Source organism: Streptomyces sp. NPDC089919, assembly GCF_040684615.1.
Lineage (GTDB): Bacteria > Actinomycetota > Actinomycetes > Streptomycetales > Streptomycetaceae > Streptomyces.
The window spans coordinates 110,028-136,713 of record NZ_JBFBGK010000004.1; the positions used below are offsets into that span (position 1 = coordinate 110,028).

The window sequence follows — 26,686 nt, forward strand, 5'->3', positions numbered from 1 at the left end:
GCCCCTGCCCTCCGGCGCCGCGAAAGTCGGGTCCGAAGTCCCCGTCCTTCCTTACGAAGGACGGGGACTTCGGCGTTTTCCGGCCCTTACGGTCGATATATGAACGACACGCGCATTCTCGACCTGGACCGTGACGAGCTGGCCGCGCTGCACGGCCGGGCGCTGACCCGGGCGGTGGCCGCCGCCGAGGGCCGGACCATGGTGGCCGAGGTCTTCGCGGAGCGGGCCGCGCTCTCGCCGCACCCCGACGGCCGGGGCGTGCACAACGCCGAGCTGGTGGCCGCCTTCGGGGCGGACATCGTGGTGCTCAACCTGATCGAGCGGGGCTGGGACGGCGAGCGGCTGCGGCTGCCCGGGCTCGGCGAGTTCGCCTCCTTTACCGAGCTGGCGCAGGTCATCGGCCGGCCGGTGGCGGTCAACCTGGAGCCGGGCGACGTGCCGGAGATCCGGCGCGCGAAGCCCGAGTACGCCAAGCGGCTGATCGGGATGGGGGCGGCGATGCTGTGCATCACGGCGAACCCGGGGACCGGCGGGTCGTACGCGGCGATGGCCCGGGTGACCGAGGAGCTGCGGCGCGGTCTCGGGGACGGGGTGGCGCTGTGGTCGGGGAAGATGCACCACGCCGGGTATCCGGAGCGGGTGACGACGGGCCGGCTGACGGCACTGGTGGAGGCCGGGGCGGACGGGGTGGTCATGCCGCTGCCGGGGACCCTGCCGGGGGTGACCCGGGAGCTGGCCGCCGAGGCGGTGGCGGCCGTGCAGGACGCGGGGGCGATCGTGATGGGCGCCATCGGCACCAGCCAGGAGGGCGCGCACGCGGACGTGGTGCCGCAGCTGGCGCTGAACGCCAAGGAGGCGGGCTTCGACGCGCACCACTTCGGCGACTCGTACCTGCCGGGGATGTGCGATCCGGAGCTGATGTACGCGTACTCGGTGGCGGTCCGGGGCCGCCGGCACACCTGGAACCGGATGGCCCTCTCGGGTCGCCGGTCCCGCTGACCGGCCGCCTCAGATCTCGTACACGGCGCCCGCGCGGGCCAGTTCCACCGGGCCGGAGTAGGCCGTCCGGGCGTCGGCGAGGTTGCGGTCGGCGTCGGTCCACGGCGGGATGTGGGTCAGGACCAGGCGGCGGGTGCCGGCCAGCTCGGCGTACCGGCCGGCCTCGAGGCCGTTGAGGTGGAGGTCCGGGATGTCCTCCTTGCCGTGGGTGAAGGAGGCCTCGCAGAGGAAGAGGTCGGTGTCCCGGGCCAGGGTGCCGACCGCCTCGCAGGTGCCGGTGTCGCCCGAGTAGGCCAGCGACCGGCCGTCGTGTTCCACCCGGATGCCGTAGGCCTCGACGGGGTGGCTGACCCGCTCGGTGCGGACCTGGAAGGGGCCGATGGTGAAGCTGCCGGGCGCCAGGGTGCGGAAGTCGAAGACCTCGCTCATGGAGTGCTGGTCCGGTACGTCCTCGTAGGCCGTGGTCAGCCGCTGCTCGGTGCCCTCGGGGCCGTAGACGGGGATCGGGGCGCACCGGCCGCCCTCGTGCCGGTAGTACCGGGCGACGAAGTAGGCGCACATGTCGATGCAGTGGTCGGCGTGCAGGTGGCTGAGGAAGATCGCGTCCAGGTCGTACAGGCCGATGTGGCGCTGCAGCTCGCCGAGGGCGCCGTTGCCCATGTCGAGGAGCAGCCGGAAGCCGTCGGCCTCGACGAGGTAGCTCGAGCAGGCCGATTCCGCGGACGGGAACGAACCCGAGCAGCCGACGACGGTGAGCTTCATGGAGCAGGAACCTCCGTGGACGGTCCGTGGACGTGGGACGGCGGGGGCGACGGGGGCCGTGCGTGCGTCAAAGGTAAGGCGCGAAAGGGCCGGTCGCTCCTCTGCGGCAGGCCTGTGTGGGCGAACTCACCTGCGGTGTCACCCGGGGGAGCGATGCCCCGTACAGGCGGTCTGCATACCTGCCGGTTACCGTCGGACCATGGACACGTCCTGGTGGCCCGCGGTGGCCGCGCTGGTGGCGCTGGCGGTGGTGGCGGTGCTGGTGGGCCGGCGTCCCGGGCGCCCGCCGGCGGGTACGGTGCGCGGGCCGGGGCGGGGTTCGGAGCCGGCGCCGGGTCCGCGGCCGGCCGAGATCTGGTGGGCGGCGGTGCCGTTCGAGGACGGGCCGGGCCGTAAGGACCGGCCGTGCCTGGTGCTGGGGGTGCGGGGGCACACGGCCCGGGTCGTGAAGATCACCAGCAAGTACCACGACGAGCGGCCAGGGGTGATCCCGCTGCCGCCGGGGACGGTGGGCGACGCCCACGGCCGGCCGAGTTTCCTGGAGACGGACGAGCTGCGGGAGGTGCCGCTGCGGGAGTTCCGGCGGCGGGTGGGGGTGGTGGACCCGGCCCTGTGGGACCAGGTCCGCCACCTCGCCTGAGGGGAGCGCGGGGGCGCGGAGCCCGGTCCGCGCCCCACGCGTCCCCGAAAAGGAGAGCCCGCAGGCTCAGGCCCAGAGCTGGCCCTGGAGGGTTTCGATGGCCTCTTCGGTGGTGGCGGCCGTGTAGACGCCGGTGGAGAGGTACTTCCAGCCGCCGTCGGCGACCACGAAGACGATGTCCGCCGACTGCCCGGCCTTGAGGGCCTTCTTGCCGACGCCGATGGCGGCGTGCAGGGCGGCCCCGGTGGAGACGCCGGCGAAGATGCCCTCCTGCTGGAGCAGCTCGCGGGTGCGGGTGACCGCGTCCGCGGAGCCGACCGAGAAGCGGGTGGTGAGCACCGAGGCGTCGTACAGCTCCGGTACGAAGCCCTCGTCCAGGTTGCGCAGCCCGTAGACCAGGTCGTCGTAGCGGGGTTCGGCGGCGACGATCGTGATGCCCTCGACCTGCTCGCGGAGGTAGCGGCCGACGCCCATGAGGGTGCCGGTGGTGCCCAGGCCCGCCACGAAGTGGGTGATCGAGGGGAGGTCGGCCAGGATCTCGGGGCCCGTGGTGGCGTAGTGGGCGCCCGCGTTGTCCGGGTTGCCGTACTGGTAGAGCATCACCCAGTCGGGGTGCTCGGCGGAGAGCTCCTTGGCGACCCGGACCGCGGTGTTGGAGCCGCCCGCGGCCGGGCTGGAGACGATCTCGGCTCCCCACATGGCCAGCAGGTCCCGGCGCTCCTGGCTGGTGTTCTCCGGCATGACGCACACGATGCGGTAGCCCTTGAGCCGGGCCGCCATCGCGAGCGAGATGCCGGTGTTGCCGGAGGTCGGCTCCAGGATGGTGCAGCCGGGGTACAGGCGGCCGGACTTCTCGGCCTGCTCGATCATGTGGAGCGCGGGGCGGTCCTTGATGGAGCCGGTCGGGTTGCGGTCCTCCAGCTTGGCCCAGATCCGCACGTCCTCCGAGGGGGACAGCCGCGGCAGCCGGACCAGCGGGGTGTTGCCGACCGCCGCCAGCGGGGAGTCGTAACGCATCAGACGGAGCCGCCGGCCACGGCCGGGAGGATCGTCACGCTGTCGCCGTCGGCGAGCTTGGTGGCGATGCCGTCGATGAAGCGGACGTCCTCGTCGTTGAGGTAGACGTTCACGAAGCGGCGCAGCTGGCCGCCGTCGACGATGCGCTCCTCGATGCCCTTGTGGCGGGTCTCGAGGTCGGCGAAGAGGTCGGCGAGCGTGGCGCCCTGGCCGGAGACGGCCTTCTCGCCGTCGGTGTAGGTGCGGAGGATGGTCGGGATGCGGACCTCGATGGCCATGGCGGGCTCCAGTGAGTCGGTGGTGCGGTGGCGTGCGTGAGGGGGCGCGCGGCGCGCGGCGCCGGCCCCCGCGCGAGGAAGGGGGTGGTGCGGCTCGGCTCGATCGGGGATCGGCTCGGCTCGGTCAGGGATCAGGCGGCGGGACAGATCGCGCTGGCGAGGCGGCACAGGTCGACGTGCAGCCGCGCCACGAGCAGCAGCCTGCCGGGCGTCTCGATGCTCACGTCGTGGGGAACCATGCGGTCATGTTAACGATTCCCGGTCTCACGTTTGGAGTGTGATCCCACATCCTGGACGTCCGCCGCTCACGATGTGGTCAGTAGGCCTCGACGACCTGGACTTCTTCCTCGGTGATGACGCCTTCGACGATGCGGAAGGAGCGGAACTGGAACTCCCCCGCGCCGTCGGTGTCCGCCGTGGAGACCAGCACGTAGTGGGCCTCGGGCTCGTTCGCGTACGTGACGTCGGTGCGCGAGGGGTAGGCCTGCGTGGCGGTGTGCGAGTGGTAGACGATGACGGGCTCCTCGTCCCGGTCGTCCATGTCGCGGTAGAGCTTGAGCAGGTCCCCGGAGTCGAACTCGTAGAAGGTGGGCGAGCGCGCGGCGTTGAGCATCGGGATGAACCGCTCGGGGCGGCCGGTGCCGGCCGGGCCGGCGACCACGCCGCAGGCCTCGTCGGGGTGGTCCTGACGGGAGTGCGCGACGATCTTGTCGTACAGGTCCTGGGTGAGGGTCAGCATGGGGCTCAGAATAGACAGACGGGCCGTTCCGTACCGACGGATGGTACGGAACGGCCCGAATGCTGGACAGACCCCTTGTGGGAGCCCGTTCGCGGGGAAACCGGTCAGCGCTTGTTGAACGCGGCGGCCTTCGGGTCGCGGCTCTTGAGGACCAGGTAGGCGACGCCCAGCAGCAGCCCCCAGGCGGGTGCGCAGTAGAGGGAGACGCGGGCGTCCTTGTCCACGCCCATCATCACGATCACCATGCCGATGAAGAGCAGGGCGAACCAGCTGGACCAGGGGGCGCCGGGGGCCCGGAAGGGGGACTTCGGCAGTTCGCCGCGGTCGGACTTGGCGCGGTAGCGGATCTGGCAGACCAGGATCATGATCCAGGCCCACATGCCGGAGATGGTGGCGAAGGAGACGACGTAGTCGAAGGCCTTACCGGGGGCGACGTAGTTGATCCAGACGCCGACGAGCATGAGGGCTGCGGAGAAGGTGGTGCCGACCAGCGGGGTGCCGCTCTTGGTGAGCTTGGTGAAGATCTTGGGGCCCTGGCCGTTCTGCGCGAGGTCGCGCAGCATGCGGCCGGTGGAGTACATACCCGAGTTGCAGGAGGAGAGCGCGGCGGTCAGCACGACGAAGTTGACGATGGCGGCGCCGACGCCCAGGCCCATCTTCTCGAAGGCGAGCACGAAGGGGCTCACGCCCGGCTGGAAGTTCGACCACGGGATGACCGAGAGGATCATGATCAGCGCGCCGACGTAGAAGACGGCGATCCGCCACGGCACGGTGTTGATGGCCTTGGGGAGGGTCTTCTCGGGGTCCTTGGACTCGCCGGCGGTGACGCCGACCAGCTCGACGGCGAGGAAGGCGAACATCACGATCTGCAGGGTCATCAGGGTGTTGCCGATGCCGTGCGGGAAGAAGCCGCGGTCGCTCCACAGGTTGGAGACCGAGGCGGTGGCGGCGGCGTCGGAGAAGCCGACGGTCAGGATGCCGGCGCAGATCAGGATCATGCCGACGATGGCGGTGACCTTGACCATCGAGAACCAGAACTCCAGCTCGCCGAAGAGCTTCACGGAGATGAGGTTCGCGCCGTACAGGATGACGGTGAAGATCAGCGCGTACGCCCACTGCGGGAAGCTGTCGTGCGTCCAGAAGGACATGTACTGCGCCGCCGCGGTCACTTCGGTGATGCCGGTGACCACCCAGAACAGCCAGTACGTCCAGCCGGTGACGAAGCCGGCGAAGGGGCCGACGAACTCCCGGGCGTAGTCCGAGAAGGAGCCCGACACCGGCCGGTACATGAGCAGTTCGCCCAGGGCCCGCATGATGAAGAAGATGACCAGGCCCGCGATGGCGTAGGCCAGGATCAGGCTGGGGCCGGCCTTGGCGATGGCCTTGCCCGCGCCCAGGAAGAGGCCGGTGCCGATGGCACCGCCGATCGCGATCATCTGGATCTGGCGGGCGCCGAGTGCGCGGTGGTATCCCTCGCCCCCGGCGGCGTCCGCCGCGGAACCGGCCTCATTGCCGTCGTGCTGCTCTTCGACCTGCACTGAGGTCATGGTGGTGCGCCTTTCTCCATGCTCGACCCGCGCCTGAGAACGGCTGCGGATCGGGTCCTCGATCCCCCCGGATACGGAAATGGAGTGCACGCCGACGATCAGTCGGCCCGAAGCGCCGCCACGGAGACAGGGGTGGTGTCCCGCCGGCGGTCGTGAAGATTTATCACGGCCGTCACAGTGATCGATCGGGACGAAGGGGACGCCGGCCACAAAAAAATCCGGACACAAAGGTCCGGATGGGGACATGCGGGCACATCCCAGTGATCTGATCGTTATCCGGATTTGAGGCTCCGCTGAGCGAACACCTCAGCGGAGGCTCAAATCGGTACCAGTCAGGCCAACACGGGGCGGCCCGATCAGGACATCAGGGTGTCGACCAGGGTCTCCTGGAGCCCGCCGAGCCACAGGTAGGCCATCACCATCGGCTTGCGCGGATCCTCGTCCGGCAGCCGGTACAGCTCCCCCGTCTCGTCGTCCGCGGTGATCTCCAGCCGGGCCGCGATGGTCAGCCGGAGGTCGTTGAGGGCGCCGAGCCAGCGCCGCGGCAGTTCGCCGGTCAGCTCCAGCACGGCCCCGCCGTCGCCGCCCGGGCTGAGCGCGTCCAGGCTGCGGACCACCGCCAGGGCGTCCTCCCGCTTGCGGGTGCGCAGGTCGTTCTCGGTGAAGCGGCGGAACTCCCCCGACCGGGCGCGCAGCTCGGCCGGGTCCTCGCCCTCGACGGGACCGCCGGGGGCCTCGTACGCGCTGGGGAAGAGCCGGGCCAGCGCCGGGTCCTTGGGCGGTTCGGTGGGGCCCTCGGCGAAGAGCACGGCCAGCGGGTCGGCGTCCTCGGCCGGTTCGTCGCCGGGGCCGATCAGCTCCAGCAGCTGGACCGCGAGGGAGCGCAGGATCGAGATCTCGATCTCGTCCAGCGCGACGGCGGCGCCGCCGCCCTTGAGGGGCACGAAGGTGCCCGGGTGCGCGGCCATCAGCCGCGGTCCTGCGACAGGGTCGCCCACAGGCCGTACCCGTGCATGGCCTGCACGTCGCGCTCCATTTCCTCTCGGGAACCGCTCGACACCACCGCCCGCCCCTTGTGGTGGACGTCCAGCATCAGCTTGTGCGCCTTGTCCTTGGAGTAGCCGAAGTAGGCCTGGAAGACGTAGGTCACGTAGCTCATGAGGTTGACCGGGTCGTTGTGCACCAGGGTCACCCAGGGGACGTCCGGTTCGGGGACCGCATGGGTCTCTTCGGCGGACTCGGTGCGTTCGATCTCAATGGGAGCAACACTCACTCGTCCCATGCTGCCACCGTGACGGGGTGGTCGCACAAACGGACCCCCACATCTCGTCAGTTTGACGAAATGTGGGATAGCATCCGTGGCATGAACCCTGCGGACCTGGGACTGCCGGTGGATGTGCCGTCGACAGCTCTCTTCACGGACCATTACGAGCTCACGATGCTGCAGGCCGCACTGGCCAACGGCACGGCCGACCGCCGCTCCGTCTTCGAGGTGTTCACCCGCCGGCTGCCGGAGGGGCGCCGGTACGGAGTGCTCGCGGGCACCGGGCGGGTGCTGGACGCGGTGGAGAACTTCCGCTTCGACCCGGCGGTGCTCGAGTTCCTGCGGGAGCGGTCCGTGGTGGACGCCCGGACCCTCGACTGGCTGGCCTCGTACCGCTTCTCGGGGGACATCTGGGGCTACCCCGAGGGCGAGGTGTACTTCCCCGGCTCGCCCGTGCTGCGGGTGGAGGGCAGCTTCGCCGAGTGCGTGCTGCTCGAGACGGTGATCCTCTCGATCCTCAACCACGACTCGGCGATCGCCGCGGCGGCCTCCCGGATGTCCGCGGCGGCCGGCGGCCGGCCGCTGATCGAGATGGGCGCCCGGCGCACCCACGAGCTGGCGGCGGTGGCCTCGGCCCGGGCCGCGTACGTGGGCGGCTTCACCTCTACCTCGGACCTGGCGGCGGGCTTCCGGTACGGCATCCCGACGGTCGGCACCAGCGCGCACGCCTTCACCCTGCTGCACGACACCGAGCGCGACGCGTTCACGGCGCAGGTGGCCTCGCTGGGCAGCGGGACCACCCTCCTGGTGGACACGTACGACGTGGCGGAGGCGGTCCGCACCGCCGTCGAGGTGGCCGGCACCGGTCTGGGCGCGGTCCGGATCGACTCCGGCGACCTGCTGCTGGTGGCGCACCGGGTACGGCAGCAGCTGGACGAGCTGGGGGCCACCGGCACCAAGATCGTGGTCACCTCCGACCTGGACGAGTACGCCATCGCCTCGCTGGCCGCGGCGCCGGTGGACGCGTACGGCGTGGGCACCCAGCTGGTCACCGGCAGCGGGCACCCGACCTGCTCGATGGTCTACAAGCTGGTGGCCCGGGCCGCCTCGGCCGACCCGAAGGCGCCCCTGGTGCCGGTGGCCAAGAAGTCGCTGGGCGGCAAGAGCTCGCAGGGCGGCCGCAAGTGGGCGGCCCGGCGGCGGGACGCGGAGGGCGTGGCGGAGGCCGAGGTGGTGGGCACCGGGGCGGTGCCGGCCGCGCTGGCCGGGGGCCAGCTGCTGGTCGAGCTGGTGAAGGGCGGCGAGGTGGTGGCCCGCGAGCCGCTGGAGGCCGCCCGCGACCGCCACCGCAGCGCCCTCGCCGGGCTCCCGATGTCCGCCATCCAGCTCTCGCGCGGCGAGCCGGTCATCCCCACCGAGTACGCCTGACCTCCGGGCCGGGAGCCGGTTCGGACCGGGGCGGGGCGGGGAAAGGCCCCCGCAGGACCCGACCCCGGCCCCGGCCCGCCCACCGCCACTCCTACGTAAGGACCGCGCACATGCACCGCGCACTGATCGTCGTGGACGTCCAGAACGACTTCTGCGAGGGCGGCAGCCTCGCGGTCCCGGGCGGCGCCGACGTCGCCGCGGCCATCACCGAGCTGATCGGCCAGAGCGCCGGCCCCGGCTACCGGCACGTGGTCGCCACCCGCGACCACCACATCGACCCGGGCGCCCACTTCGCGCACCCGCCGGCCGCCCCCGACTACGAGACCTCCTGGCCGGTGCACTGCGTCGCCGGCACCGAGGGCGTGGGCTTCCACCCGAACTTCGCCCCCGCGGTCGCCTCCGGGGCCGTGGCCGCGGTCTTCGACAAGGGCGCGTACGAGGCGGCGTACAGCGGCTTCCAGGGCGCCGACGAGAACGGCACCGCCCTGGCCGACTGGCTGCGCGCCCACGACGTGGCGGAGGTGGACGTGGTCGGCATCGCCACGGACCACTGCGTGCGGGCCACCGCCCTGGACGCGGCCGCCGCCGGCTTCACCACGCAGGTGCTGCTGGACCTGACCGCGGGCGTGGCCCCGCACACCACCGAGCGGGCCCTGGCGGAGCTGCGGGAGGCGGGCGTGACGCTCTCCGGCACCCCGGTGGTCCGGACGGCCTAGCCGGGGGCCGCGGGGCCCCACAGCGGCCTCACAGCGGCCTCACGGGCCCCGTGAGGCCCGCCGGCCGGGCGAAGGCCCCCGGGGCCCGCCCGGCTGCCCCTCAGCTCCGCAGCAGCGCGCGTATCGGGTGCCACAGCTCCTGGGCGGCGCCCGGCGGCGGTACGGCCGCCGCGCGGCGCCAGAGCAGGCCGTCGGGATGGTGCAGGACCGCCGTCACCTCGTCCGGTGTCGGCGGTTCGGCGTTCCCGCGCAGGTACACGGCCCGCATCCCGAGGTTCCGCAGCCTGGTCAGGGCGCGGGCCCGGTTCACGGCGTGCACGAGCACGCGGACGCTGCCGCACTCGGCGGCCGGTCCGCCGGGCGGTCTGGGGAGGGTGAGCGCCACCACGACGCTCCCTCCCGGAAGCTTGACGAAACCTCCGCCGGGCATGCCTTTCGTCTCCCCCGTGAGATGGAGTTGATGCGGGTGTCAATAAGCACCGCGCACCAGGCATCTAAACGCGATCGGCCGCCGCCCGCTAGAGGGCGACGGCCGATCATGCTTTGACCTGCGGTTTTACTGGGCCTTACTTGGCCGGGGCCACCGAGACGGTGATCGTGTCGCCGGAGACCGGCTGGTTCACGATCGAGATCTTGGTGTTGGTGTCAGTGGTCTTGACACTGCCCGTGCCGTTCTCGGCGTACCAGTAGGTGCCCGTGTGGTCGTTGAAGACCGGAACACCCTTGTGGGCGCCGATGCGGGTGCCCTTGTCGGCCTTGTGCAGCGTGAACGCCTTGGTGTCGAACTTGCTGAACGCGGCGTCGAACGGCTGGATCTTGTTGCGCATGAGCGTGCCGTCGGACCACTTCATCGGACGCGCGTGCGCGTCGATCGGAAGGATCAGGCCCTCGCCCGGGTGGACGCTGGTGTTGTTGTCCTTCTGCGAGGTGTCCCACAGCCAGACCAGCAGGCCGTTCTGGTACGCGTAGTGCTCGACCCAGCTGGGCTTGCTGGCGAAGCCGAAGTTGTACGGGCCGACCTTGAGGGTCTTGTCGTACGAGGTGTACTGGCGGTTCTCGGCCAGGTAGTACTGCGCGTAGGACTTGGTGAAGCTGCCGGCGATGGCGGTGTAGCCCTTGGCGGTCCAGCCGTTGGCACCGTTCTCGGCACCGTCGGTGAACAGGGTCTTGCCGTCGGCGACGACCTTGATCGAGTCGGCGGTGAAGCCCTTGCCGCCCGCGCCGCCGTCGGTGGCGTAGCGGAAGCGGATGCTGACCTTCTTGCCCTTGTAGGCGTCGAGCGGGAAGCTCAGGTTCTGCCAGGCGCCGGAGACGTCGGTCAGGGCCGGCTTGTTGGCGGCGTCACGCGGGAGCGCCTTGCCGTTGGCCGTGCCGTCGAGGGCGGTCCAGTTGGAGCCGTCCGTCGAGACCTCGGTGTAGAGGAAGTCGTAGTCCTTCTCGATGTCCCACCAGCCCTTGAGGGACAGGGTGGCCTTCGCCTTGCCGGTCAGGTCGACCGAGCGGGTGAGGGTGTTCTGCAGGTTGTCACCCATGCCGCTCCACCACTGCTTCGAGCCCGCGGCGGGCGCGACGATCGTGGTGGTGACCTTCTTCTTCGGCAGCGTGACGAGCAGCGCCTGCTTGTTCTTGGTGTTGTACTCGGCGAGGCCCAGCTTGTGGGTGGACTTCGTCGCGGCCTTGGCCTTGTCGTAGTTCAGCCAGCCCAGCTGGTACTTGTCCCAGGCATTCATGCCGCCGGGCATGTCACCTATGGAGTCCTTGCCCATGCCGAGCCAGGAACCGGCCGACATCAGCGACCAGAAGCCGACCGAGTTGTCGCCGCCACCGGTGGTGTCGTACTCGTCCGGCAGGCCGAGGTCGTGGCCGTACTCGTGCGCGAAGACGCCGAGGCCGCCGTTCTCGGGCTGCATGGTGTAGTCGCCGACCCAGATGCCGGTCTTGCCGATCTGGGTGCCACCCGCCTTGTTGCCCGTCGGGCCGGTGGAACCGGCGTCGGTGCCGTAGGCGTACCAGCGGTGCGCCCACAGGGCGTTGGGGCCCTGCACGCCGCCGCCGGCCGACTCGTCCTCGCCCGCGTGGACGATCTGGAAGTGGTCGATGTAACCGTCGGGCTCGTTGAAGTTGCCGTCGCCGTCGTGGTCGTAACGGTCCCACTTGTCGTACTTCGCGAGCATCGTCTTGATCTGGGCGTCGGTCTTGCCGGCGGCCTTCTGCTTGTTGTAGAAGGCGGTCACGCCGTCACGGACGGTGTCCCAGACGTTGGCGCAGTTGGTCTGGCCGCAGTAGTTCGAGCCGTAGCGGGCCTCGTTGTACGGGACCTTGACCCAGTCCTGGACCTGGCCGGTGACCGAGTAGCGGCCCGAGGAGGTCTTCTCGTAGTACGACTTCAGGGAGCCTTCGTGCGAGCCGAAGTACAGGTCCTGGAAGTACTGGCGGTTGTAGTCCTTGCGCCAGGCGGTGCTGTTGTCCTGCTTGCGGTCCGGCTGCGCGATCTCGTTGTGCGCCGGGCCCGGGTCGCCGCCGTACTTCTTGACGGGGGGCAGCGGGCCGTCGCCGTCCGGGTCGAACATGGTCGTGTTGTCGACCTTCTTGCCGAAGTCGACCAGGATCGTGAAGATCGAGTCGGTCCGGGTGCGGTCGAGCTCCACGTACTTGCGGTCGCTCAGCTTGACGACCTTGGAGCCGTTGCGGGTCTCCACCGGCTTCTCGCCGGAGAGCACCGACTCCAGGGCGGCCTTGCGGGCCTGGTCCTGCTGCTTGGTGAACGGACCCGGCAGGTTGTGCGAGTCCTTCTGAGTCCCGGCCTGCTGCACGGCGGCAGCAGCAGCGCGCGCCTTGGGAGCGCTCTGGTGGGAGTCGGCCTGCGCCATGGTGGTGTACGCACCGGCGGTAGCAGCACACGCGGCCATGGTCACGGTGACCGCGGCTGCGCGGAATGCTCGCCTCTTCGAGGCGGTGTTCGTGCTCACTTGATGTAGTTCCCCTCCCGCGGCCGCTCGCACGGATCGAAGGTGAGGGGTCGTTCCGGCGCAGCACGCGTCTCAAGTGACGTCATTCGACCGGAGTCCCGCTAGAAAAGACAGACCTTGACTTGCTCCGGTCAAGTGCACTATGCGGGACGACCGTTCCGCATTTCGGACGTTCGGCACCGTTCCGGAGGAACGCCTCCCGAATGCCCTCGTCATGGCCCTGCCAGGGTGACGACCCCGGCCGGCCCCAGGGCGCGTCAACTCCTCCCACCGGCGTGCGGAATGACCCCGTGCGCCCCCCGTGCTCCGGCACCGTGGGTTAGGTCACGCTTACCGCCGGTTCCGCTCGGGAATCCACCGTCGTAGAGTCACTTGACAGAGCGACGAGTTGAGCAGACTCCCCCTCCGATGCCTTGAGGACGGAACCGCCATGCCGCGTCCCACTGCCGCACAGCTCGCCTACGGGTCCGCCACCGTCATCGTGTCGACGATCGCCATGCTGCTGCTCTCGCAGACCAGCACGAGCCTCGGGATCGCCGTCATCTCCGCCGCCGCCCTCTGCCTCGGCCTCCTGGTGGCCCTCACCGCCCCCTCCCCCAAGCGCACCGCACCCCCCGCGCCGGCCACCGCCGCCCGCATCCCGGAACCCCGCCGCCCGGAACCCCTCCCCGCCGAGGCCCCGGCCCGCCACTGACCTCCCGGCTGCGCCTCGAAGTGGAGGCCTAGGCACGCGGAAGGGCCCGCGGCGGGTGTGTACCCGCTGCGGGCCCTTCGTCGTGCGGGGTGGTCAGCCGGCGGAGACCACCACCGTTTTGGCCACCTTGTCGTGGAGGGCCTGGCGGTAGGGCTTGTCGGTGAGCATGGTGACGATCAGGACCAGCGGCCAGATGCAGAAGCAGCAGACCAGCGTGGGGATCCACAGGACGGCGGCGCGGGAGAGCGCCGCGTTGCTGTCGGGAACGCTGCCGTCGTTGAGCATCGCCACCCGCAGGGACATCACGCGCTTGCCGACGGTCTGGCCGTTCTTCTTGGTCATGTACCAGTCGTAGACCAGGTAGGCGGCGATCTCGATCAGGAGCCAGAGCAGGCCGCTGCCCTTGTAGGACTTGGTGATGATCTCGGTGGCGTCCTCGCCCTTGTCCGTCTTGACCACCCAGCGGTCGCTGCTGAACGGCCACTGGATGAGCGCGAGCGGGATGGCGATCAGCAGGAAGTCCATGATCCGCGCCAGCAGGCGGCGGCCGAAGTCGGCCAGCGGGGGCATCCCGGCGAGCGGGTCCGGCGCGCCGTAGCCCCCCGGACCGCCGCCGTACGGGCCGCCCGGACCGCCGGGGCCGCCGCCGTACGGGCCGCCACCACCGGGGCCGCCGCCGTACGGGCCGCCACCGCCGGGCGGGCCGCCGCCGTAGGGGCCGCCGGCGCCCGGCGGGGGCGGGGGCGGGTAGCCGCCACCGCCGCCGGAGCCGCCCTGCGGGGGCGGCGGGGTGCCGTAGGGGGAGCCGCCGGTCGGCGGCTCGGTGGGTCTCTTGAGGAACGGATCGTCCTCGGGCGGCTGGCCGGGCGGCGGCTGATCGTTGCTCATGGCCCGAGCAGAACCCGGCCCCCGGCACCCCGCAACGGGACCGCGGCCGTCCGGGGGAAACCGGGGCCGGCCGGGTGACCGGGGGCGCGTCAGCGGGTCACGAAGGTGCCGGCCGCCTTGTCGTGCCAGCCCTGCCGCCAGGGCCGGTCGACCAGGCACCACAGGCCCCCGAGCACTCCGACGCCGGCCAGTCCGAGCAGCCCGTACACCAGCCAGCGGCCGAGCGCCGCGCCGAAGGACGGCTTCCGCTGCGATTCCAGTCCGCAAACGCGCACACGGAAGACGGCCTTGCCGAGGGTGCGGCCCCAGAGCCAGACCGGCAGGACCTCGTAGAGCAGTCCGAAGACCACGAACGCGCCGAGGACCAGGGCGAGGTAGCCCCCGGTGGTGCCGTCGACCAGGTAGACGGTGACCGTCTCGCCGGTGAGCTTCGCCGCGTCGATCTTGTCCTGGACGTGGTCGGTGGCCTTGGTGACGAAGGGCAGGGCCACCGCGGCGGTGACGGCCGCCACCACGAGCGAGTCGAGCAGCCGGGCCAGGCCCCGCCGCAGCAGCCCGGCGGGCCGGCTGGGGGCCGGGGCGGCCAACTGCCGGAAAAGGTCCTCCGAGGCGGCGGGGAGGCCGGCGCTGCGGGCGGAGGCGGCGGCTTCCGGGGCCGCCGCCGCGGCGGCGGGTGCCTGCGGGCCGGCCGGCGCGGCCGGTTCCGCGGCGGGCCGGGGAGCGGACCCGGCGGGTGAGCGGACGGAGAGGATCCCAGCGGCCGCGGCCTGCCCGGGCACCACGGCCTCCTCGGAGCCGGCCGCCGCGGCGCGCGCTCCGGCGGCCCCGCCCGTACCGGAGGCCGCCGCCGGACCGGACCCGGATCCCGACCCGATCGGGGACCCCGTCCCGGCCCCGGACGCGATCCCGGACCTGGACGTCGTACCGGACCCGGACGCGGCATCGGACCCGATCCCGGACACGGCTGCCGGTCCCGAAGCCGATGCCGGCCCGGAACCGGATGCCGACCCGGTCGTCGGCGCGGGCGCCTTGGCCAGTGCGACCGGGGCGGCGGGAGCGTCGGCCGGGCGGGACTCGCCCCAGGACACCTTGCGGTCCCGGTCCCCGCCGAAGCCGGACTGCTGACCCGCGTCGGCCGCCCACTCGGCCCGGGCCGCGGGCACGGCGTCCGCGGGCACGCCGTCCGACGGCACCGCGTCGGCGGGCCCGGCGTCGGAAGGCACCGCGTCCGAGGGGCCGTCACGGTACGGGTCGACGCCGAGCGGGCCGCCACCGGACGAACCGGCTGCCGCCGGACCGTCGGTCTGCCTGGGGCCGTCCGGGAGTTCGTCGAAGAAGACCGGGCCGGTCTCCTCGAGGACGGCGGGGGCGGTCGCCCGGGGATCCGGCACGCGGGCGGCGGCCCGGGCGGCCAGCCGCTCGGCGACGGCCGCGCTCTCGGCGCCCGGCGCGGCCGGCCGGCTGGTGCCCGGGACCCAGGCCGAGCCGTTCCAGTACCGGACGTAGCCCGGGATCGACGGGTCGGGGTAGTAGCCCTCTCGGGGCGCCTGCTCGCCGTCACCAGGGGAGGCCGTCATGATCCCCAACTCCGATCGTCCGCATACCGCCTGTGCAGACAGGACCTTAGCCAAGAAGGAGGGCGTCCCAGGACCGGTCACCGCAGAAAGACCGCCTTCGGGCGACCCGCGGGGCGTCCGGCTGATTCCGGTCACACCATCCGTTTTCAGCCAACCTCGATTTCCCGGCCGAAGCCGCGTCATCACCGGGCCCCGCCCCGCTCTCTCCGGGTGCGGGCCCACCCTGCCCCAGCTGCCGCTGGGTGGGGGTGCCCCCGGACGAAGTCTGGGGGAGTGCCCCCAGGCCCGCCGCACAGAGGAGAGGAACACCCCATGCACACCACCGTCGTTGAGCGCGAACTCGAGCTGAAGCTGGTCCTGTCCCCCGAACGCAGCATCCCCGTGCCCGCCCGGCTGGCCTACCGCGCGGACGACCCGTACGCCGTGCACATCACCTTCCACATCGGCTCCAGCGCCCCGGTGAACTGGACCTTCGCCCGCGAGCTGCTGGTCGAGGGGGTTTTCCGGCCCTGCGGCCACGGCGACGTGCGCATCTGGCCGACCAAGGTCGACTCGCACAGCGTGATCTGCGTGGCGCTCAGCTCCCCCGACGGCGACGCACTGCTGGAGGCCCCGGCCGGCTCGGTCTCGGCCTGGCTGGAGCGCACCCTGCGGGTGGTCCCGCCGGGTTCCGAGACCGAGCGGCTGGGCCTGGACTCCGCGCTGGCCGAGCTGCTGGCGCCCACGCCGGCGGACGACCTGTGGCTGCGGGACCCGTGGCCCTCGGACGAGTCCAAGGAGGAGGACGCGTGAGAGGGCCGGGCCCGGACGGCGTACCGGTCCCCCGGCCGCCCGGAACCGGCCCCGGACTGCGGACCGGTCAGAAGAGCTTGCCGGGATTCAGCAGCCCCAGCGGGTCGAAGGCCTGCTTGACCGCCCGCTGCATCTCGATGCCGACCGGTCCCAGCTCCCGGGCCAGCCACTCCTTCTTGAGGACGCCCACGCCGTGCTCGCCGGTGATGGTGCCGCCCAGGGCCAGCCCCAGCGCCATGATCTCGTCGAAGGACTCCCGGGCCCGGCGGGCCTCGTCGGCGTCGTCGGGGTCGAAGCAGACGACGGGGTGGGTGTTGCCGTCCCCCGCATGGGCGCAGACACCGATGGTGAGCCCGTACTTCTGCCCGATCGCGGCGGTGCCGTCCAGCATCCCGGCCAGCTGCGAGCGGGGCACGCACACGTCGTCGATCATGGTGGCCGGCCGCAGCGTCTCCAGCGCGGTCAGGGCCAGCCGCCGGGCCTGGAGGAGCAGCGCGGACTCCGCCTCGTCCTCGGCGGGCACCACCTCGGTGGCGCCGGCTTCCCGGCACAGCTCCGCCACCGCGGCCAGGTCCGCGGCCGGGTCGGCGGTGTCGAAGGCCGCCAGCAGCAGCGCCTCGGTGCTCTCTGGCAGGCCCATCTGCGCCAGCGCGTTGACCGCCCGGACGGTGGTGCGGTCCATCAGTTCCAGCAGCGAGGGGGTGTGGCCGCGCTCCATGATCGTGCAGACCGCGGCGCAGGCCGCGGCGGCCGAGGGGAACTCGGCGGCCAGCGCGAGCTGCCGGGGCGGGGCCGGGCGCAGCGCGAGGACCGCCCCGACCACGACCCCCAGGGTGCCCTCGGAGCCGACGAACAGCCGGGTGAGGTCGTACCCGGCGACGCCCTTGGCGGTGCGCCGGCCGGTGCGCAGCAGCCGTCCGTCCGCGAGGACCACGTCCAGCCCCAGGACGTACTCGGCGGTGACGCCGTACTTGACGCAGCACAGGCCGCCGGAGGCGGTGCCGATGTTCCCGCCGATGGTGCACTGCTCCCAGCTGGAGGGGTCCGGCGGGTAGGCGAGGCCGTGCTCGGCGACGGCCCGGGAGAGCGCGGCGTTGACGACTCCGGGCTCGACCACGGCGATCCGGTCCACGGCGCTGATCTCGAGGATGCGGTCCATCTTCACCAGGGAGAGCACGATGCAGCCGTCGGTGGCGTTGGCCGCGCCGGACAGGCCGGTACGGGCGCCCTGCGGGACGACCGGGACGCGCAGCGCGGTGGCGGTCCGCAGGACGTGCTGGACCTGTTCGACGGTGCGCGGCAGGACCACGACGGCGGGGGTGCCGGCGGCGCAGAAGCCGGCCATGTCCCGCGCGTAGCCGGTGGTGACGTCGGCGTCGGTGAGCACGGAGTCTTCGGGGAGGGCTTCGAGGAGCCGCTCGATGAGGTCGGCGCGGAGATCATCCATGGGCCCAGCCTGGCACCGGGGGCCAACTGTGTGAACCCGCGGGCGATCCACTTCGGACACCCCGGAAAGCTCTTCATATTGACGCACAGTGATCGCATGGAAGAGGAATCCCACCGGCCGCCCGTCACCTTCACCGCGCGGCGGACCGCGCTGACCGCCGCGGTGGCGGTGGTCCTGATCGCCGGCGCGCTCGTCATCCGGCCCGCCCGGCCGCACGTGGACGACCCCCGCCCGCAGCGGCCCGAGGCCCGGGCGATGGCCTCGGTCGCGATGGGCGCCCCGGCCGCCGCCTCGGACCTGGGCACGCTGATCGGCGACCGGTCGGCGTGGGTGCGCTCGCATCCGCGGGACGACGGGGCGTGGGCGGTGCTCGGTGCGGCGTACCTCGAACAGGCGCGGCGCAGCGGGGATTCCGGCGAGTTCCCGAAGGCGGAGCAGGCCTTCAAGAAGTCGCTGGCGGCCCGGCCGGCCCAGAAGGGCAACCTCGAGGCGATGATCGGCATGGGCGGCCTGGCCAACGCCCGCCAGGACTTCGCCACCGCCCGCAAGTGGGGCGAGCTGGTCCGGGCGCAGGCACCCGACCGCTGGACGGCGTACCCGCTGCTGGTGGACGCGTACACCGGGGCCGGGGACTACAAGGGCGCCGAGCGGGCGATGGAGAAGCTGGTCTCGCTCCAACCGGGGCTCGCGGCGTACCTGCGGGCCTCGCAGGTCTACCGGGACCGGGGCTGGCGCGAGGACGCGGCGGCCTCGATGGAGCAGGCCGCGACCGCGGCCCGGACCCCGGCGGAGAAGGCGTACGTGCTCTACCGCAAGGCCGAGCTCCAGTGGGAGCGGGGCGAGGTGCCGGAGGCGCTGGGCCTCTACGAGGGGGCGCTGCGGGCGGACCCGTCCCAGGGCCGGGCGCTGGCGGGCAAGGCGCGGGCGCTGGCCGCGCTGGGCCGGACCGGCGAGGCGGTTCGGGACTACCGGGCGGCGCTGGCGGCGGTGCCGGAGCCGCGGTTCGCCCTGGAACTGGGCGAGTTGCTGGACGCGATGGAGCGGCCGCAGGAGGCGAAGGACCAGTACGACCTGCTGCGGGCGCTGGTGGCGCGGGAGTCGGCGCACGGCATGAACGACGCGGTCACGCTGGGGCTGTTCGAGGCGGACCACGGCGATCCGGCGGCGGCGGTACGGGTGTTGCGGGCCGAGTGGACGCGGTCGAAGAGCGTGCAGGTGGCGGACGCGCTGGGTTGGGCGCTGCACAAGTCCGGTGACGATCCGGGGGCGTTGGAGTACGCGAAGAAGGCCACGGACCTGGGGATGCGGAACGCCGACTTCGCCTTCCACCGGGCGGAGGTGGAGCGGGCGGTGGGCGACGAGGCGGCGGCCCGCCGGTACCTGCAGGAGGCACTGCGGACCAATCCGCTCTTCTCGCCGCTGCGGGGGCCGCTGGCGAAGGCGGCGCTGGACTCGGTGGGGCAGCCGGTGGCCTCCGGCGGGCCGGAGCATGTGCTGCCGGTGGTGCCGTGGGAGCCGCCGGAGTTGCCGAAGCCGGCGGGTAAGCGGGGCTCGTCTTCCTCCGGCTCGTCTTCCTCCGGCTCGTCTTCGAGCTCCGGCTCGGGCTCCTCCTCCTCGGACGGCGAGGAGGAGGCGGAGCCGGCGCCGCGGGTGGTGAAGCGGAAGCCGCAGCGTGCGGCGGCTCCGGTCGCGAAGCCGGAGGCGAAGCAGCCGGCTGCTCCCCACCGGCTGCCGGCCGCCTCGCCGCCTTCTTCCGCCGCGAAGCGGACGCCCTAACGGGGGCGGGGGGTGGGGGCCCTGCGGGGCCGTTCCCCTACCCGCCCCTTCCCGAAACCGGGGCTCCGCCCCGGACCCAGTACCGCCGCTCCGCGCCGGTGCGCTCAATCGCCGCGCGGGCTGGAATTCGCTGCGCGAATCCAGCCCCGCTGGGGTTTGAGGCGCGGGGGTCCGGGGGCGGAGCCCCCGTAAGGGCTAGAGGTTGCCGCGCTTCTCCTGTTCGCGCTCGATGGCTTCGAAGAGGGCCTTGAAGTTGCCCTTGCCGAAGCCCATGGAGCCGTGGCGCTCGATCATCTCGAAGAAGACGGTCGGGCGGTCCTGCACCGGCTTGGTGAAGATCTGGAGCAGGTAGCCGTCCTCGTCGCGGTCCGCGAGGATCTTCAGTTCGCGCAGGGTGTCGACGGGGACGCGGGTGTCGCCGACCCACTCGCCGAGGGTGTCGTAGTACGAGTCCGGGGTGTCCAGGAACTGCACGCCGGCCGCCCGCATCGCGCGGACCGTGGCGACGATGTCGTTCGTGGCGAGGGCGATGTGCTGGACGCCGGCGCCGCCGTAGAACTCCAGGTACTCGTCGATCTGCGACTTCTTCTTCGCGATGGCCGGCTCGTTGATCGGGAACTTGACCTTGAGCGTGCCGTCCGCGACGACCTTGGACATGAGCGCGGAGTACTCGGTGGCGATGTCGTCGCCCACGAACTCCTTCATGTTCGTGAAGCCCATGACCTTGTTGTAGAACGCGACCCACTCGTTCATGCGGCCCAGCTCGACGTTGCCGACGCAGTGGTCGATCGCCTGGAAGGTGCGCTTGGCCGGGGGCTCGACCATCGGGGCGACGGCCGTGTAGCCCGGCAGGTACGGGCCGGAGTAGTTGGAGCGGTCGACCAGCGTGTGGCGGGTCTGGCCGTAGGTGGCGATGGCCGCCAGCACGACGGTGCCGTGCTCGTCGGTGACCTCGTACGGCTCGTCCAGGCCGCGGGCGCCCTGCTCGACGGCGTACTTGTACGCGGCGCGGGCGTCCGGGACCTCGATGGCCAGGTCGACGACGCCGTCGCCGTGCTCGGCGACGTGCTCGGCCAGGAAGCGGCCGTGATCGGTGGTGGCCTTGATGACCGAGGTGAGGACGAAGCGGGCGGCGCCGTTGGTGAGGACGTAGCTCGCCGTCTCGCGGCTGCCGTTCTCCGGTCCGGAGTACGCCACGAGCTTCATGCCGAAGGCCGTCGAGTAGTAGTGGGCGGCCTGCTTGGCGTTGCCCACGGCGAAGACGACCGCGTCCATACCCTTCACCGGGAAGGGGTCGGCCTCACGCGCGGTTCCGGGGGTGTGATCCAGGGTCTCAGTCATGAGCGCAGATTCCCGCTGTTCCACAAGCTGCGCAATAGTTTGCTGGATCGCTGGTCAATCTGACCAGTCGGCTGCCAGGATGATGGGGCTCTCTGTACAGGATGACCAGCTCTGGAGGCCTCATGGGCATCGACCGTCTCGACGGCCGTCTCATCGTGCTGCTGGCCCGGGAGCCGCGGATCGGGGTCCTGGAGGCCTCCCGCCGGCTCGGTGTGGCCCGCGGGACCGTGCAGGCCCGGCTGGACCGGCTCCAGTCCAACGGCGTGATCAGCGGGTTCGGCCCGCAGGTCGATCCGGCGGCGCTGGGCTACCCGGTGACCGCCTTCGCGACCCTGGAGATCAAGCAGGGCCAGGGGGCCGACGTCCGGGCCCATCTGGCGACCGTGCCGGAGGTGCTGGAGCTGCACACCACCACCGGTCACGGCGACATGCTGTGCCGGCTGGTGGCCCGGTCGAACGCCGATCTCCAGCGGGTGATCGACAAGGTGGTGGGCTTCGAGGGGATCGTCCGGGCCTCCACCGCGATCGTGATGGAGAACCCGGTGCCGCTGCGGGTGATCCCGCTGGTGGAGCAGGCCGCCGAGGACAGCGGGGCGTAGTCCGGGCGGTGGGTCCGGGTCCGCTTGCGCCGGCGGGAAAATCCCCGCCGTCCGGCCGGACCCGCTGGCTAGACTCCCGCGATCATGGAACTGGACCCCCGGACCGGCGACCGCCGGCCGCTCACCGCCCTGCTCGTCGCGAACACCGTCTCCGTCACCGGCAGCGCGCTGACCCTGATCGGCGTGCCGCTGTTCGTGCTGGAGACCACCGAAAGCCCGGCCCGCGCCGGCGTGGTGGCCTTCTGCGCGACCCTGCCGATCGTGGTGGCGGCCCTGGTCGGCGGTCCGGTGATCGACCGGATCGGGCGCCGCCGGGTGTCGGTCCTCTCCGACCTGGTCTGCGGGCTGGCGGTGGGCGCGATCCCGCTGCTGCACGCCCTGGGGGTGCTGGAGTTCTGGATGCTCTGCGCGCTGATGGCGGTCAGCGGGCTGGTGCACACCCCCGGCCTGACCGCCCGCAGCGTGCTGCTGCCGAACCTGGCGCAGCACGCCGGGACGACGGTGACCCGGGCGGCCGGGCTGTTCGACGGGGTCTCGCGCGGGGCCCGGATGGCCGGCTCGGTGCTGGCCGGCGTCCTGATCGCGATGACCGGCGCCGAGACGGTGCTGTACCTGGACGCCGGGTCGTTCCTGGTCTCGGCCGCGCTGCTGGCGGCCGGGCTGCGCGGGGTGGCGGCCGCGGACCCGCAGCGGGGCGCCGGGCCCGTCTCCTTCGCCTCGTACCGCACCGAGCTGCGCGAAGGGTACGCCTTCCTACTGCGGACCCGGCTGCTGCTGGCCGTCACGGTGATGGTGATGGTGACCAACGGCCTCGACCAGGCCTGGTCGGGGGTGCTGCTGCCGGTGCACGCCAAGGAGGAGCTGGGCGGTCCGGAGGCGCTGGGCCTGCTGGGCGCGCTGTTCGGCGGCGGCGCGCTGGTGGGGGCGCTGGTGTTCTCCGCGGTCGGCGAGCGGTTCCCGCGCCGGGCGGTGTTCGCGGTGGCCTTCCTGCTCAGCGGGCCGCCGCGGTGGGCGGTGGCCGCGCTGACCGGTACGACGCTGCCGCTGGCGGTGACGATGGCGCTGGGCGGCATCGGCGCCGGGATGCTCAACCCGGTGCTGACCGGGGTGGTCTTCGAGCGGGTGCCGGAGGAGCTGCGCAGCCGGGTGGCCGGGGTGTCGATGGCGGGGGCGGAGCTGGCCATGCCGGTGGGCGCGCTGACGGCCGGTGTCCTGGTGCAGGCCGCCGGGGTCACCCCGGCGCTGCTCGCGCTGGGCGGGGTCTACCTGCTGGCCACGCTCTCGCCGCTGGTGTTCCCGGTCTGGCGGACCATGGGCCCCGAACACGCCACGGTCGGCAGGGCGGTCAGCAGGCCGGGACCGGGCCGCCCTTCTGGAGCGCCCGCAGCGAGTCCACCGCGCCCGACAGGGTCGTGACGGGGATCAGGCGCAGTCCGGCGGGCAGTTCCGCGCGGGCGTCGGCGCATTCGGCCCTGGGGACCAGGAAGACGCTGGCGCCGTCCCGCCGGGCGGCCTGGGTCTTGAGCGCCACCCCGCCGACCGCGCCGACCGTGCCGTCGTCGTCGATGGTGCCGGTGCCCGCGATGGACGTGCCGCCGGTGAGGTCCCCGCCGGAGCCGTTGCCGTCGAGCTTGTCGACGATGCCGAGGGAGAAGAGCAGGCCCGCGCTGGGCCCGCCGACGTCGGCGAGGGAGAGGGTGACCTTCACGGTCCTGGGGTCCTTGCGGAGGAAGCGCAGGGCCGCGGTGGTCGCGGCGTCCTGGGAGTCCTGCATCTGCTCCAGATTGTGCTTCTCGATCTCTTCGTCGTTCTTGCCGGTGGGGTAGACCGCCTCCTTGGGCAGGACCGCCCGGTCGGTGCGGAACCAGCTGTCGACGAGGTCGCCCAGGCCCACGTCCACGGAGGGCCCGGTGGCGACGATGGTGGTCATCCGCAGCTGCCCGGTGGTGGCGCGGACCGGGGCGCCGGTGATGGTGATCACCTGCTTGCCGTCCTGGGCGCCGAGCACGTCCGCCGTCATGCCGGGGCGGGCCAGCGCGAACGGCAGGGGCGCGAGGGCCGCGACGGCGAACAGCGCCAGCACGGGCGCGGCGCAGACGGCGAGCGCGGTGGGGCGGGGCAGACGTGTGAGGCGTGAGAGCACCCGGCCAATCTATCGGGCCGGGTGCTCCGGGTGCCGCGTGCGGCGGCCCGTACGGCGTGGGGGGCGGTACGGGGTGCCGCGGGTGTCTCAGCGCAGGGCGTCGGCGACCTCGCGGGCGGCGTCCACGACGCGGGGTCCGACCCGCTCGGGGACGGCGTCGGCGAGCATCACGACGCCCACGCTGCCTTCCAGGCCCGTGATGCCGACCAGGGGCGCGGCGGCGCCACTGGCGCCGGCCTCCAGTTCGCCGTGGGTGAGGGTGTAGCCGGGGTCGGACAGGGCGCCCTGGCGGGCGGCGAGGATGGCGCGCCCGGCGGCGCCCCGGTCCAGGGGGTGACGGAAACCGGCCCGGTAGGCGACGTGGTAGTCGGTCCAGGTCGGTTCGACCACGGCGACCGCGAGGGCCTCCGTGCCGTCGACGAGGGTCAGGTGCGCGGTGGCGCCTATGTCCTCGGCGAGCGAGCGCAGGGCGGGCAGGGCCGCCTCGCGGACGAGCGGGTGTACCTGCCGGCCCAGGCGCAGCACGCCGAGGCCCACCCGGGCCCGGCCGCCGAGGTCACGGCGGACCAGGGCGTGCTGTTCGAGGGTGGCGAGCAGGCGGTAGACGACCGTGCGGTTGACGCCGAGCCGGTTCGAGAGCTCGGTGACCGTCAGGCCGTGGTCGGTGTCGGCAAGGAGTTTGAGGACTCTGAGTCCCCGGTCGAGCGTCTGGGAGGTTTCCGCGGTCACGACGCCTCTCCCTCTGTGGTGAGCGGCGGTGATCTCTCAAACGGCGGTGGCGTTGCCGGTCCCATCGGCGACGCACGGAGAGGCCGCCGGCTAAAGGCCATGAGCACCGGCTGCGCTCCGCGGCGGCGCTGCCACGGGGCGTTTCATTGCGGGGAATGTAGCGAGCGGGTCCGCTGAGCGGAAGCCCTCGTCCAGAATCCGGGCGGTAGCAAGCAATTTGCGCCGTTTCAGGACCAAGGTCGATAACCCGAGGACCTTATCCGGCCACGAGTGACTTTACTGTTTCATTAACATTGGCCGGGCACCCGCGTCCCCATGGGTAAGGGACGGGGCCCGTGCGTTCCTCCGCACGGACCCCGTCCCTTTTTTGTACGAAAAGCCGTGGATATCAGCGCATGCGGGTGGCCCACTCCTGGACCTTCTTGATGCGCTCGCGCAGCTGCCCGGCGGTGGCCTCGGCGCTGGGCGGGCCGCCGCAGACCCGGCGCAGTTCGGTGTGGATCACCCCGTGCGGCTTGCCGCTCTGGTGGACGTACGCGCCGACCATCGTGTTGAGCGACTTGCGCAGCTCCAGCAGCTCCTTGTGGGAGACGACGGGACGCCGCTCGGCGGGCAGTTCGAGCAGGTCCGCCTCGGCGTCGGGCTTGCGGCGGCTGTGCGCGATCTGCCGGGCCTGGCGCTTCTGGAGCAGCAGCTGGACCTGGTCCGGCTCGAGCAGCCCGGGGATGCCGAGGTAGTCCTGCTCCTCCTCGCTGCCGGGGTGCGCCTGCATGCCGAACTCGGCACCGTCGAAGAGCACCCGGTCGAAGACGGCGTCGGACTCCAGCGCCTCGAAGGGCAGCATGTCCTGCTCGCCGGTGTCCTCGTCCTCCTGCTTGTTCGCCTCGTCCATCTCCTTCTCGGACTCGGCGTACGGGTCCTCCTCGCCCTGCTTCTTGGGCTTGTCGAGGACGTGGTCGCGCTCGACCTCCATCTCGCTGGCGAAGCCGAGCAGGTAGGGGATGGTCGGCAGGAACACGGACGCGGTCTCGCCGCGGCGCCGGGACCGCACGAAACGGCCGACCGCCTGGGCGAAGAAGAGCGGGGTGGAGATGGTGGTGGCGTACACGCCGACGGCGAGCCGGGGCACGTCGACGCCCTCGGACACCATGCGGACGGCGACCATCCACCGGTCGTCGTTTGCGCTGAAGTCGTCGATCCGCTTCGAGGCGCCGGTGTCGTCGGAAAGCACGACGGTCGCCTTGGTGCCGGTGATCTCGCGGATCAGCTTGGCGTAGGCGCGGGCCGAGTCCTGGTCGGAGGCGATGACCAGGCCGCCGGCGTCCGGGATGCCCTTCCTGACCTCGGTCAGCCGCTGGTCGGCGGCGCGCAGCACATTGGGCATCCAGTCGCCGCGCGGATCGAGGGCGGTGCGCCAGGCCTGCGAGATGGCGTCCTTGGTCATCGGCTCGCCGAGCCGGGCGGCGATCTCGTCACCGGCTTTGGTCCGCCAGCGCATGTTTCCGCTGTAGGAGAGGAAAATGACGGGACGAACCACCCCATCACCGAGAGCATTCCCATAGCCATAGGTGTAATCGGCGGAGGATCTGCGGATTCCGTCATTCCCTTCTTCATACGTGACGAAGGGAATGGGATTCGTGTCGGAACGGAACGGCGTACCGGTGAGCGCGAGGCGGCGGGTGGCCGGGTCGAATGCCTCCAGGCAGGCCTCGCCCCAGGACTTGGAATCGCCCGCGTGGTGGATCTCGTCCAGGATCACCAGGGTCTTGCGCTGCTCGCAGCGGTTGCGGTGCAGCATCGGGCGGACGCCGACACCCGCGTACGTGACGGCGACGCCGTGGTACTCCTTGCTCAGCGGGCCGGCGGAGTACTCCGGGTCCAGCCGGATCCCTATCCGGGCGGCGGCCTCGGCCCACTGCTTCTTGAGGTGCTCGGTCGGCGCGACCACGGTCACCTGCTGCACGACGTGGTGGTGCAGCAGCCAGGACGCGAGGGTCAGCGCGAAGGTGGTCTTGCCGGCGCCGGGGGTGGCCACCGCGAGGAAGTCCCGCGGCTGCGTCTGGATGTACCGGTCCAGCGCCCCCTGCTGCCAGGCACGCAGCTTGCTGGCGGTGCCCCAGGGGGCACGGCCGGGAAAGGCGGGTGAGAGGTGGTGGGAGGCGGTAGTAGTCACGGTCTCCGGTTCGGGTCTCTCGGCCGTACGGACGGCGGTCGTACGTAGGACAACCGGGCCACCTTACCGGTGCCGCGCGCCCTTCCGGGGGCGGACGAGGCCGTGACCTCGCGGGGTGCGTCGAGGCTCACACCGGTCCGTTGCCCGGCCTCAGCCGATCCGCCCGCT

Annotated in this window: 26 protein-coding genes; 9 read left to right on the forward strand and 17 right to left on the reverse strand. The window is 72.0% G+C overall.

Annotation, left to right across the window (positions count from 1 at the left end; genetic code table 11):
* The first annotated feature begins 99 nt into the window (after positions 1–99).
* Positions 100–999: a hypothetical protein gene (locus AB0O40_RS03305; protein WP_365035099.1), complete on the forward strand. Its 900-nt coding sequence runs from the start codon at positions 100–102 to the stop codon at positions 997–999.
* Positions 1,000–1,008: 9 nt separating this feature from the next.
* On the opposite strand, the gene AB0O40_RS03310 is transcribed toward AB0O40_RS03305, so the two are convergent.
* A complete protein-coding gene (locus AB0O40_RS03310; RefSeq protein ID WP_365035101.1) occupies positions 1,009–1,761 on the reverse strand; it encodes an MBL fold metallo-hydrolase in 753 nt (250 codons plus the stop codon).
* A 199-nt stretch (positions 1,762–1,960) separates the two neighbouring features.
* Between AB0O40_RS03310 and AB0O40_RS03315 the strand changes: the two genes are divergently transcribed.
* Positions 1,961–2,401 carry a type II toxin-antitoxin system PemK/MazF family toxin gene (locus AB0O40_RS03315; protein WP_365035103.1) on the forward strand — a complete coding sequence of 147 codons (441 nt, stop codon included), beginning with the start codon at positions 1,961–1,963 and terminating at the stop codon, positions 2,399–2,401.
* A gap of 66 nt (positions 2,402–2,467) precedes the next feature.
* Here the strand turns inward: AB0O40_RS03315 and AB0O40_RS03320 are convergent, their stop codons facing one another.
* From AB0O40_RS03320 to clpS, 7 genes are all read right to left on the reverse strand, one after another.
* Positions 2,468–3,418 (reverse strand): cysteine synthase, encoded by a 951-nt coding sequence (locus tag AB0O40_RS03320; RefSeq protein WP_365035105.1) that lies wholly within the window; start codon positions 3,416–3,418, stop codon positions 2,468–2,470.
* Entirely contained in the window at positions 3,418–3,696 is a 279-nt protein-coding gene (locus tag AB0O40_RS03325; RefSeq protein ID WP_365035107.1) for a MoaD/ThiS family protein, read from the reverse strand. The genes AB0O40_RS03320 and AB0O40_RS03325 overlap by 1 nt, the downstream gene beginning before the upstream one ends.
* 131 nt (positions 3,697–3,827) lie before the next feature.
* A complete protein-coding gene (locus tag AB0O40_RS03330; RefSeq protein ID WP_310941867.1) occupies positions 3,828–3,935 on the reverse strand; it encodes a putative leader peptide in 108 nt (35 codons plus the stop codon).
* Between the two features lie 77 nt (positions 3,936–4,012).
* Positions 4,013–4,435: a M67 family metallopeptidase gene (locus AB0O40_RS03335; RefSeq protein WP_365035109.1), complete on the reverse strand. Its 423-nt coding sequence runs from the start codon at positions 4,433–4,435 to the stop codon at positions 4,013–4,015.
* Between the two features lie 104 nt (positions 4,436–4,539).
* Positions 4,540–5,982 carry an amino acid permease gene (locus tag AB0O40_RS03340; RefSeq protein WP_365035111.1) on the reverse strand — a complete coding sequence of 481 codons (1,443 nt, stop codon included), beginning with the start codon at positions 5,980–5,982 and terminating at the stop codon, positions 4,540–4,542.
* Positions 5,983–6,338: 356 nt separating this feature from the next.
* Positions 6,339–6,950: a DUF2017 domain-containing protein gene (locus AB0O40_RS03345; RefSeq protein ID WP_365035112.1), complete on the reverse strand. Its 612-nt coding sequence runs from the start codon at positions 6,948–6,950 to the stop codon at positions 6,339–6,341.
* Positions 6,950–7,264: an ATP-dependent Clp protease adapter ClpS gene (gene clpS, locus AB0O40_RS03350; protein WP_365035114.1), complete on the reverse strand. Its 315-nt coding sequence runs from the start codon at positions 7,262–7,264 to the stop codon at positions 6,950–6,952. Before clpS ends, AB0O40_RS03345 begins: the two co-directional genes overlap by 1 nt.
* 81 nt (positions 7,265–7,345) lie before the next feature.
* On the opposite strand from clpS, the gene AB0O40_RS03355 reads away from it, so the two are divergent.
* Together AB0O40_RS03355 and AB0O40_RS03360 are read left to right on the forward strand one after the other, a co-directional pair.
* Positions 7,346–8,674: a nicotinate phosphoribosyltransferase gene (locus tag AB0O40_RS03355; RefSeq protein ID WP_365035115.1), complete on the forward strand. Its 1,329-nt coding sequence runs from the start codon at positions 7,346–7,348 to the stop codon at positions 8,672–8,674.
* 110 nt (positions 8,675–8,784) lie between these two features.
* Positions 8,785–9,390 (forward strand): isochorismatase family protein, encoded by a 606-nt coding sequence (locus tag AB0O40_RS03360; protein WP_365035117.1) that lies wholly within the window; start codon positions 8,785–8,787, stop codon positions 9,388–9,390.
* Positions 9,391–9,490: 100 nt separating this feature from the next.
* Here the strand turns inward: AB0O40_RS03360 and AB0O40_RS03365 are convergent, their stop codons facing one another.
* Together AB0O40_RS03365 and AB0O40_RS03370 are read right to left on the reverse strand one after the other, a co-directional pair.
* Positions 9,491–9,820: a hypothetical protein gene (locus AB0O40_RS03365; protein ID WP_365035119.1), complete on the reverse strand. Its 330-nt coding sequence runs from the start codon at positions 9,818–9,820 to the stop codon at positions 9,491–9,493.
* 136 nt (positions 9,821–9,956) lie between these two features.
* Positions 9,957–12,299, reverse strand: a complete 2,343-nt coding sequence (locus tag AB0O40_RS03370; protein ID WP_365035204.1) for an immune inhibitor A domain-containing protein — start codon at positions 12,297–12,299, stop codon at positions 9,957–9,959.
* A 490-nt stretch (positions 12,300–12,789) separates the two neighbouring features.
* On the opposite strand from AB0O40_RS03370, the gene AB0O40_RS03375 reads away from it, so the two are divergent.
* Positions 12,790–13,053, forward strand: coding sequence for a hypothetical protein (locus AB0O40_RS03375; protein WP_365035121.1), 264 nt, complete (start codon positions 12,790–12,792; stop codon positions 13,051–13,053).
* A 93-nt stretch (positions 13,054–13,146) separates the two neighbouring features.
* Here the strand turns inward: AB0O40_RS03375 and AB0O40_RS03380 are convergent, their stop codons facing one another.
* Both AB0O40_RS03380 and AB0O40_RS03385 read right to left on the reverse strand, forming a co-directional pair.
* A complete protein-coding gene (locus tag AB0O40_RS03380; protein ID WP_365035123.1) occupies positions 13,147–13,941 on the reverse strand; it encodes an RDD family protein in 795 nt (264 codons plus the stop codon).
* Positions 13,942–14,030: 89 nt separating this feature from the next.
* Positions 14,031–15,518, reverse strand: coding sequence for an RDD family protein (locus AB0O40_RS03385; protein ID WP_365035125.1), 1,488 nt, complete (start codon positions 15,516–15,518; stop codon positions 14,031–14,033).
* Positions 15,519–15,830: 312 nt separating this feature from the next.
* On the opposite strand from AB0O40_RS03385, the gene AB0O40_RS03390 reads away from it, so the two are divergent.
* Positions 15,831–16,310: an SsgA family sporulation/cell division regulator gene (locus AB0O40_RS03390; RefSeq protein WP_365035127.1), complete on the forward strand. Its 480-nt coding sequence runs from the start codon at positions 15,831–15,833 to the stop codon at positions 16,308–16,310.
* Between the two features lie 67 nt (positions 16,311–16,377).
* Here AB0O40_RS03390 and AB0O40_RS03395 read toward each other — a convergent pair whose 3' ends face one another.
* Positions 16,378–17,757 (reverse strand): FAD-linked oxidase C-terminal domain-containing protein, encoded by a 1,380-nt coding sequence (locus AB0O40_RS03395; RefSeq protein WP_365035129.1) that lies wholly within the window; start codon positions 17,755–17,757, stop codon positions 16,378–16,380.
* Between the two features lie 96 nt (positions 17,758–17,853).
* On the opposite strand from AB0O40_RS03395, the gene AB0O40_RS03400 reads away from it, so the two are divergent.
* A complete protein-coding gene (locus AB0O40_RS03400) occupies positions 17,854–19,533 on the forward strand; it encodes a tetratricopeptide repeat protein (protein WP_365035131.1) in 1,680 nt (559 codons plus the stop codon).
* A 195-nt stretch (positions 19,534–19,728) separates the two neighbouring features.
* Here the strand turns inward: AB0O40_RS03400 and hppD are convergent, their stop codons facing one another.
* Complete coding sequence (gene hppD, locus AB0O40_RS03405) at positions 19,729–20,874, reverse strand: 4-hydroxyphenylpyruvate dioxygenase (RefSeq protein ID WP_365035132.1); 1,146 nt, start codon at positions 20,872–20,874, stop codon at positions 19,729–19,731.
* Between the two features lie 122 nt (positions 20,875–20,996).
* Here hppD and AB0O40_RS03410 point away from each other — a divergent pair, with 122 nt between their 5' ends.
* Positions 20,997–21,473 (forward strand): Lrp/AsnC family transcriptional regulator, encoded by a 477-nt coding sequence (locus tag AB0O40_RS03410; protein ID WP_365035134.1) that lies wholly within the window; start codon positions 20,997–20,999, stop codon positions 21,471–21,473.
* An 84-nt stretch (positions 21,474–21,557) separates the two neighbouring features.
* The gene (locus AB0O40_RS03415; RefSeq protein ID WP_365035135.1) at positions 21,558–22,889 is read left to right on the forward strand and encodes an MFS transporter; all 1,332 of its coding nucleotides are present in this window, start codon (positions 21,558–21,560) and stop codon (positions 22,887–22,889) included.
* On the opposite strand, the gene AB0O40_RS03420 is transcribed toward AB0O40_RS03415, so the two are convergent.
* The 3 genes from AB0O40_RS03420 to AB0O40_RS03430 all read right to left on the reverse strand — a co-directional run bounded on the left by AB0O40_RS03420 (position 22,819) and on the right by AB0O40_RS03430 (position 26,518).
* Entirely contained in the window at positions 22,819–23,616 is a 798-nt protein-coding gene (locus AB0O40_RS03420; protein WP_365035137.1) for a S16 family serine protease, read from the reverse strand. The two genes, AB0O40_RS03415 and AB0O40_RS03420, sit on opposite strands and share 71 nt — an antisense overlap.
* An 87-nt stretch (positions 23,617–23,703) precedes the next feature.
* Complete coding sequence (locus tag AB0O40_RS03425; protein ID WP_365035139.1) at positions 23,704–24,345, reverse strand: helix-turn-helix domain-containing protein; 642 nt, start codon at positions 24,343–24,345, stop codon at positions 23,704–23,706.
* A gap of 388 nt (positions 24,346–24,733) precedes the next feature.
* Positions 24,734–26,518, reverse strand: a complete 1,785-nt coding sequence (locus AB0O40_RS03430) for a DEAD/DEAH box helicase (protein ID WP_365035141.1) — start codon at positions 26,516–26,518, stop codon at positions 24,734–24,736.
* Positions 26,519–26,686 lie beyond the last annotated feature (168 nt).

Bases quoted from the DNA above. Each gene is read 5' to 3' on its own strand.
- AB0O40_RS03400 (WP_365035131.1), top strand. From the start codon at position 17,854: ATGGAAGAGGAATCCCACCGGCCGCCCGTCACCTTCACCGCGCGGCGG.
- AB0O40_RS03345 (WP_365035112.1), bottom strand. From the start codon at position 6,950: ATGGCCGCGCACCCGGGCACCTTCGTGCCCCTCAAGGGCGGCGGCGCC.
- AB0O40_RS03320 (WP_365035105.1), bottom strand. From the start codon at position 3,418: ATGCGTTACGACTCCCCGCTGGCGGCGGTCGGCAACACCCCGCTGGTC.
- AB0O40_RS03380 (WP_365035123.1), bottom strand. From the start codon at position 13,941: ATGAGCAACGATCAGCCGCCGCCCGGCCAGCCGCCCGAGGACGATCCG.
- AB0O40_RS03335 (WP_365035109.1), bottom strand. From the start codon at position 4,435: ATGCTGACCCTCACCCAGGACCTGTACGACAAGATCGTCGCGCACTCC.
- AB0O40_RS03370 (WP_365035204.1), bottom strand. From the start codon at position 12,299: ATGGCCGCGTGTGCTGCTACCGCCGGTGCGTACACCACCATGGCGCAG.
- clpS (WP_365035114.1), bottom strand. From the start codon at position 7,264: ATGGGACGAGTGAGTGTTGCTCCCATTGAGATCGAACGCACCGAGTCC.
- AB0O40_RS03395 (WP_365035129.1), bottom strand. From the start codon at position 17,757: ATGGATGATCTCCGCGCCGACCTCATCGAGCGGCTCCTCGAAGCCCTC.
- AB0O40_RS03390 (WP_365035127.1), top strand. From the start codon at position 15,831: ATGCACACCACCGTCGTTGAGCGCGAACTCGAGCTGAAGCTGGTCCTG.
- AB0O40_RS03375 (WP_365035121.1), top strand. From the start codon at position 12,790: ATGCCGCGTCCCACTGCCGCACAGCTCGCCTACGGGTCCGCCACCGTC.
- AB0O40_RS03355 (WP_365035115.1), top strand. From the start codon at position 7,346: ATGAACCCTGCGGACCTGGGACTGCCGGTGGATGTGCCGTCGACAGCT.
- AB0O40_RS03365 (WP_365035119.1), bottom strand. From the start codon at position 9,820: ATGCCCGGCGGAGGTTTCGTCAAGCTTCCGGGAGGGAGCGTCGTGGTG.
- AB0O40_RS03415 (WP_365035135.1), top strand. From the start codon at position 21,558: ATGGAACTGGACCCCCGGACCGGCGACCGCCGGCCGCTCACCGCCCTG.
- AB0O40_RS03305 (WP_365035099.1), top strand. From the start codon at position 100: ATGAACGACACGCGCATTCTCGACCTGGACCGTGACGAGCTGGCCGCG.
- AB0O40_RS03325 (WP_365035107.1), bottom strand. From the start codon at position 3,696: ATGGCCATCGAGGTCCGCATCCCGACCATCCTCCGCACCTACACCGAC.
- AB0O40_RS03330 (WP_310941867.1), bottom strand. From the start codon at position 3,935: ATGGTTCCCCACGACGTGAGCATCGAGACGCCCGGCAGGCTGCTGCTC.
- AB0O40_RS03360 (WP_365035117.1), top strand. From the start codon at position 8,785: ATGCACCGCGCACTGATCGTCGTGGACGTCCAGAACGACTTCTGCGAG.
- AB0O40_RS03315 (WP_365035103.1), top strand. From the start codon at position 1,961: ATGGACACGTCCTGGTGGCCCGCGGTGGCCGCGCTGGTGGCGCTGGCG.
- AB0O40_RS03410 (WP_365035134.1), top strand. From the start codon at position 20,997: ATGGGCATCGACCGTCTCGACGGCCGTCTCATCGTGCTGCTGGCCCGG.
- hppD (WP_365035132.1), bottom strand. From the start codon at position 20,874: ATGACTGAGACCCTGGATCACACCCCCGGAACCGCGCGTGAGGCCGAC.
- AB0O40_RS03340 (WP_365035111.1), bottom strand. From the start codon at position 5,982: ATGACCTCAGTGCAGGTCGAAGAGCAGCACGACGGCAATGAGGCCGGT.
- AB0O40_RS03310 (WP_365035101.1), bottom strand. From the start codon at position 1,761: ATGAAGCTCACCGTCGTCGGCTGCTCGGGTTCGTTCCCGTCCGCGGAA.
- AB0O40_RS03385 (WP_365035125.1), bottom strand. From the start codon at position 15,518: ATGACGGCCTCCCCTGGTGACGGCGAGCAGGCGCCCCGAGAGGGCTAC.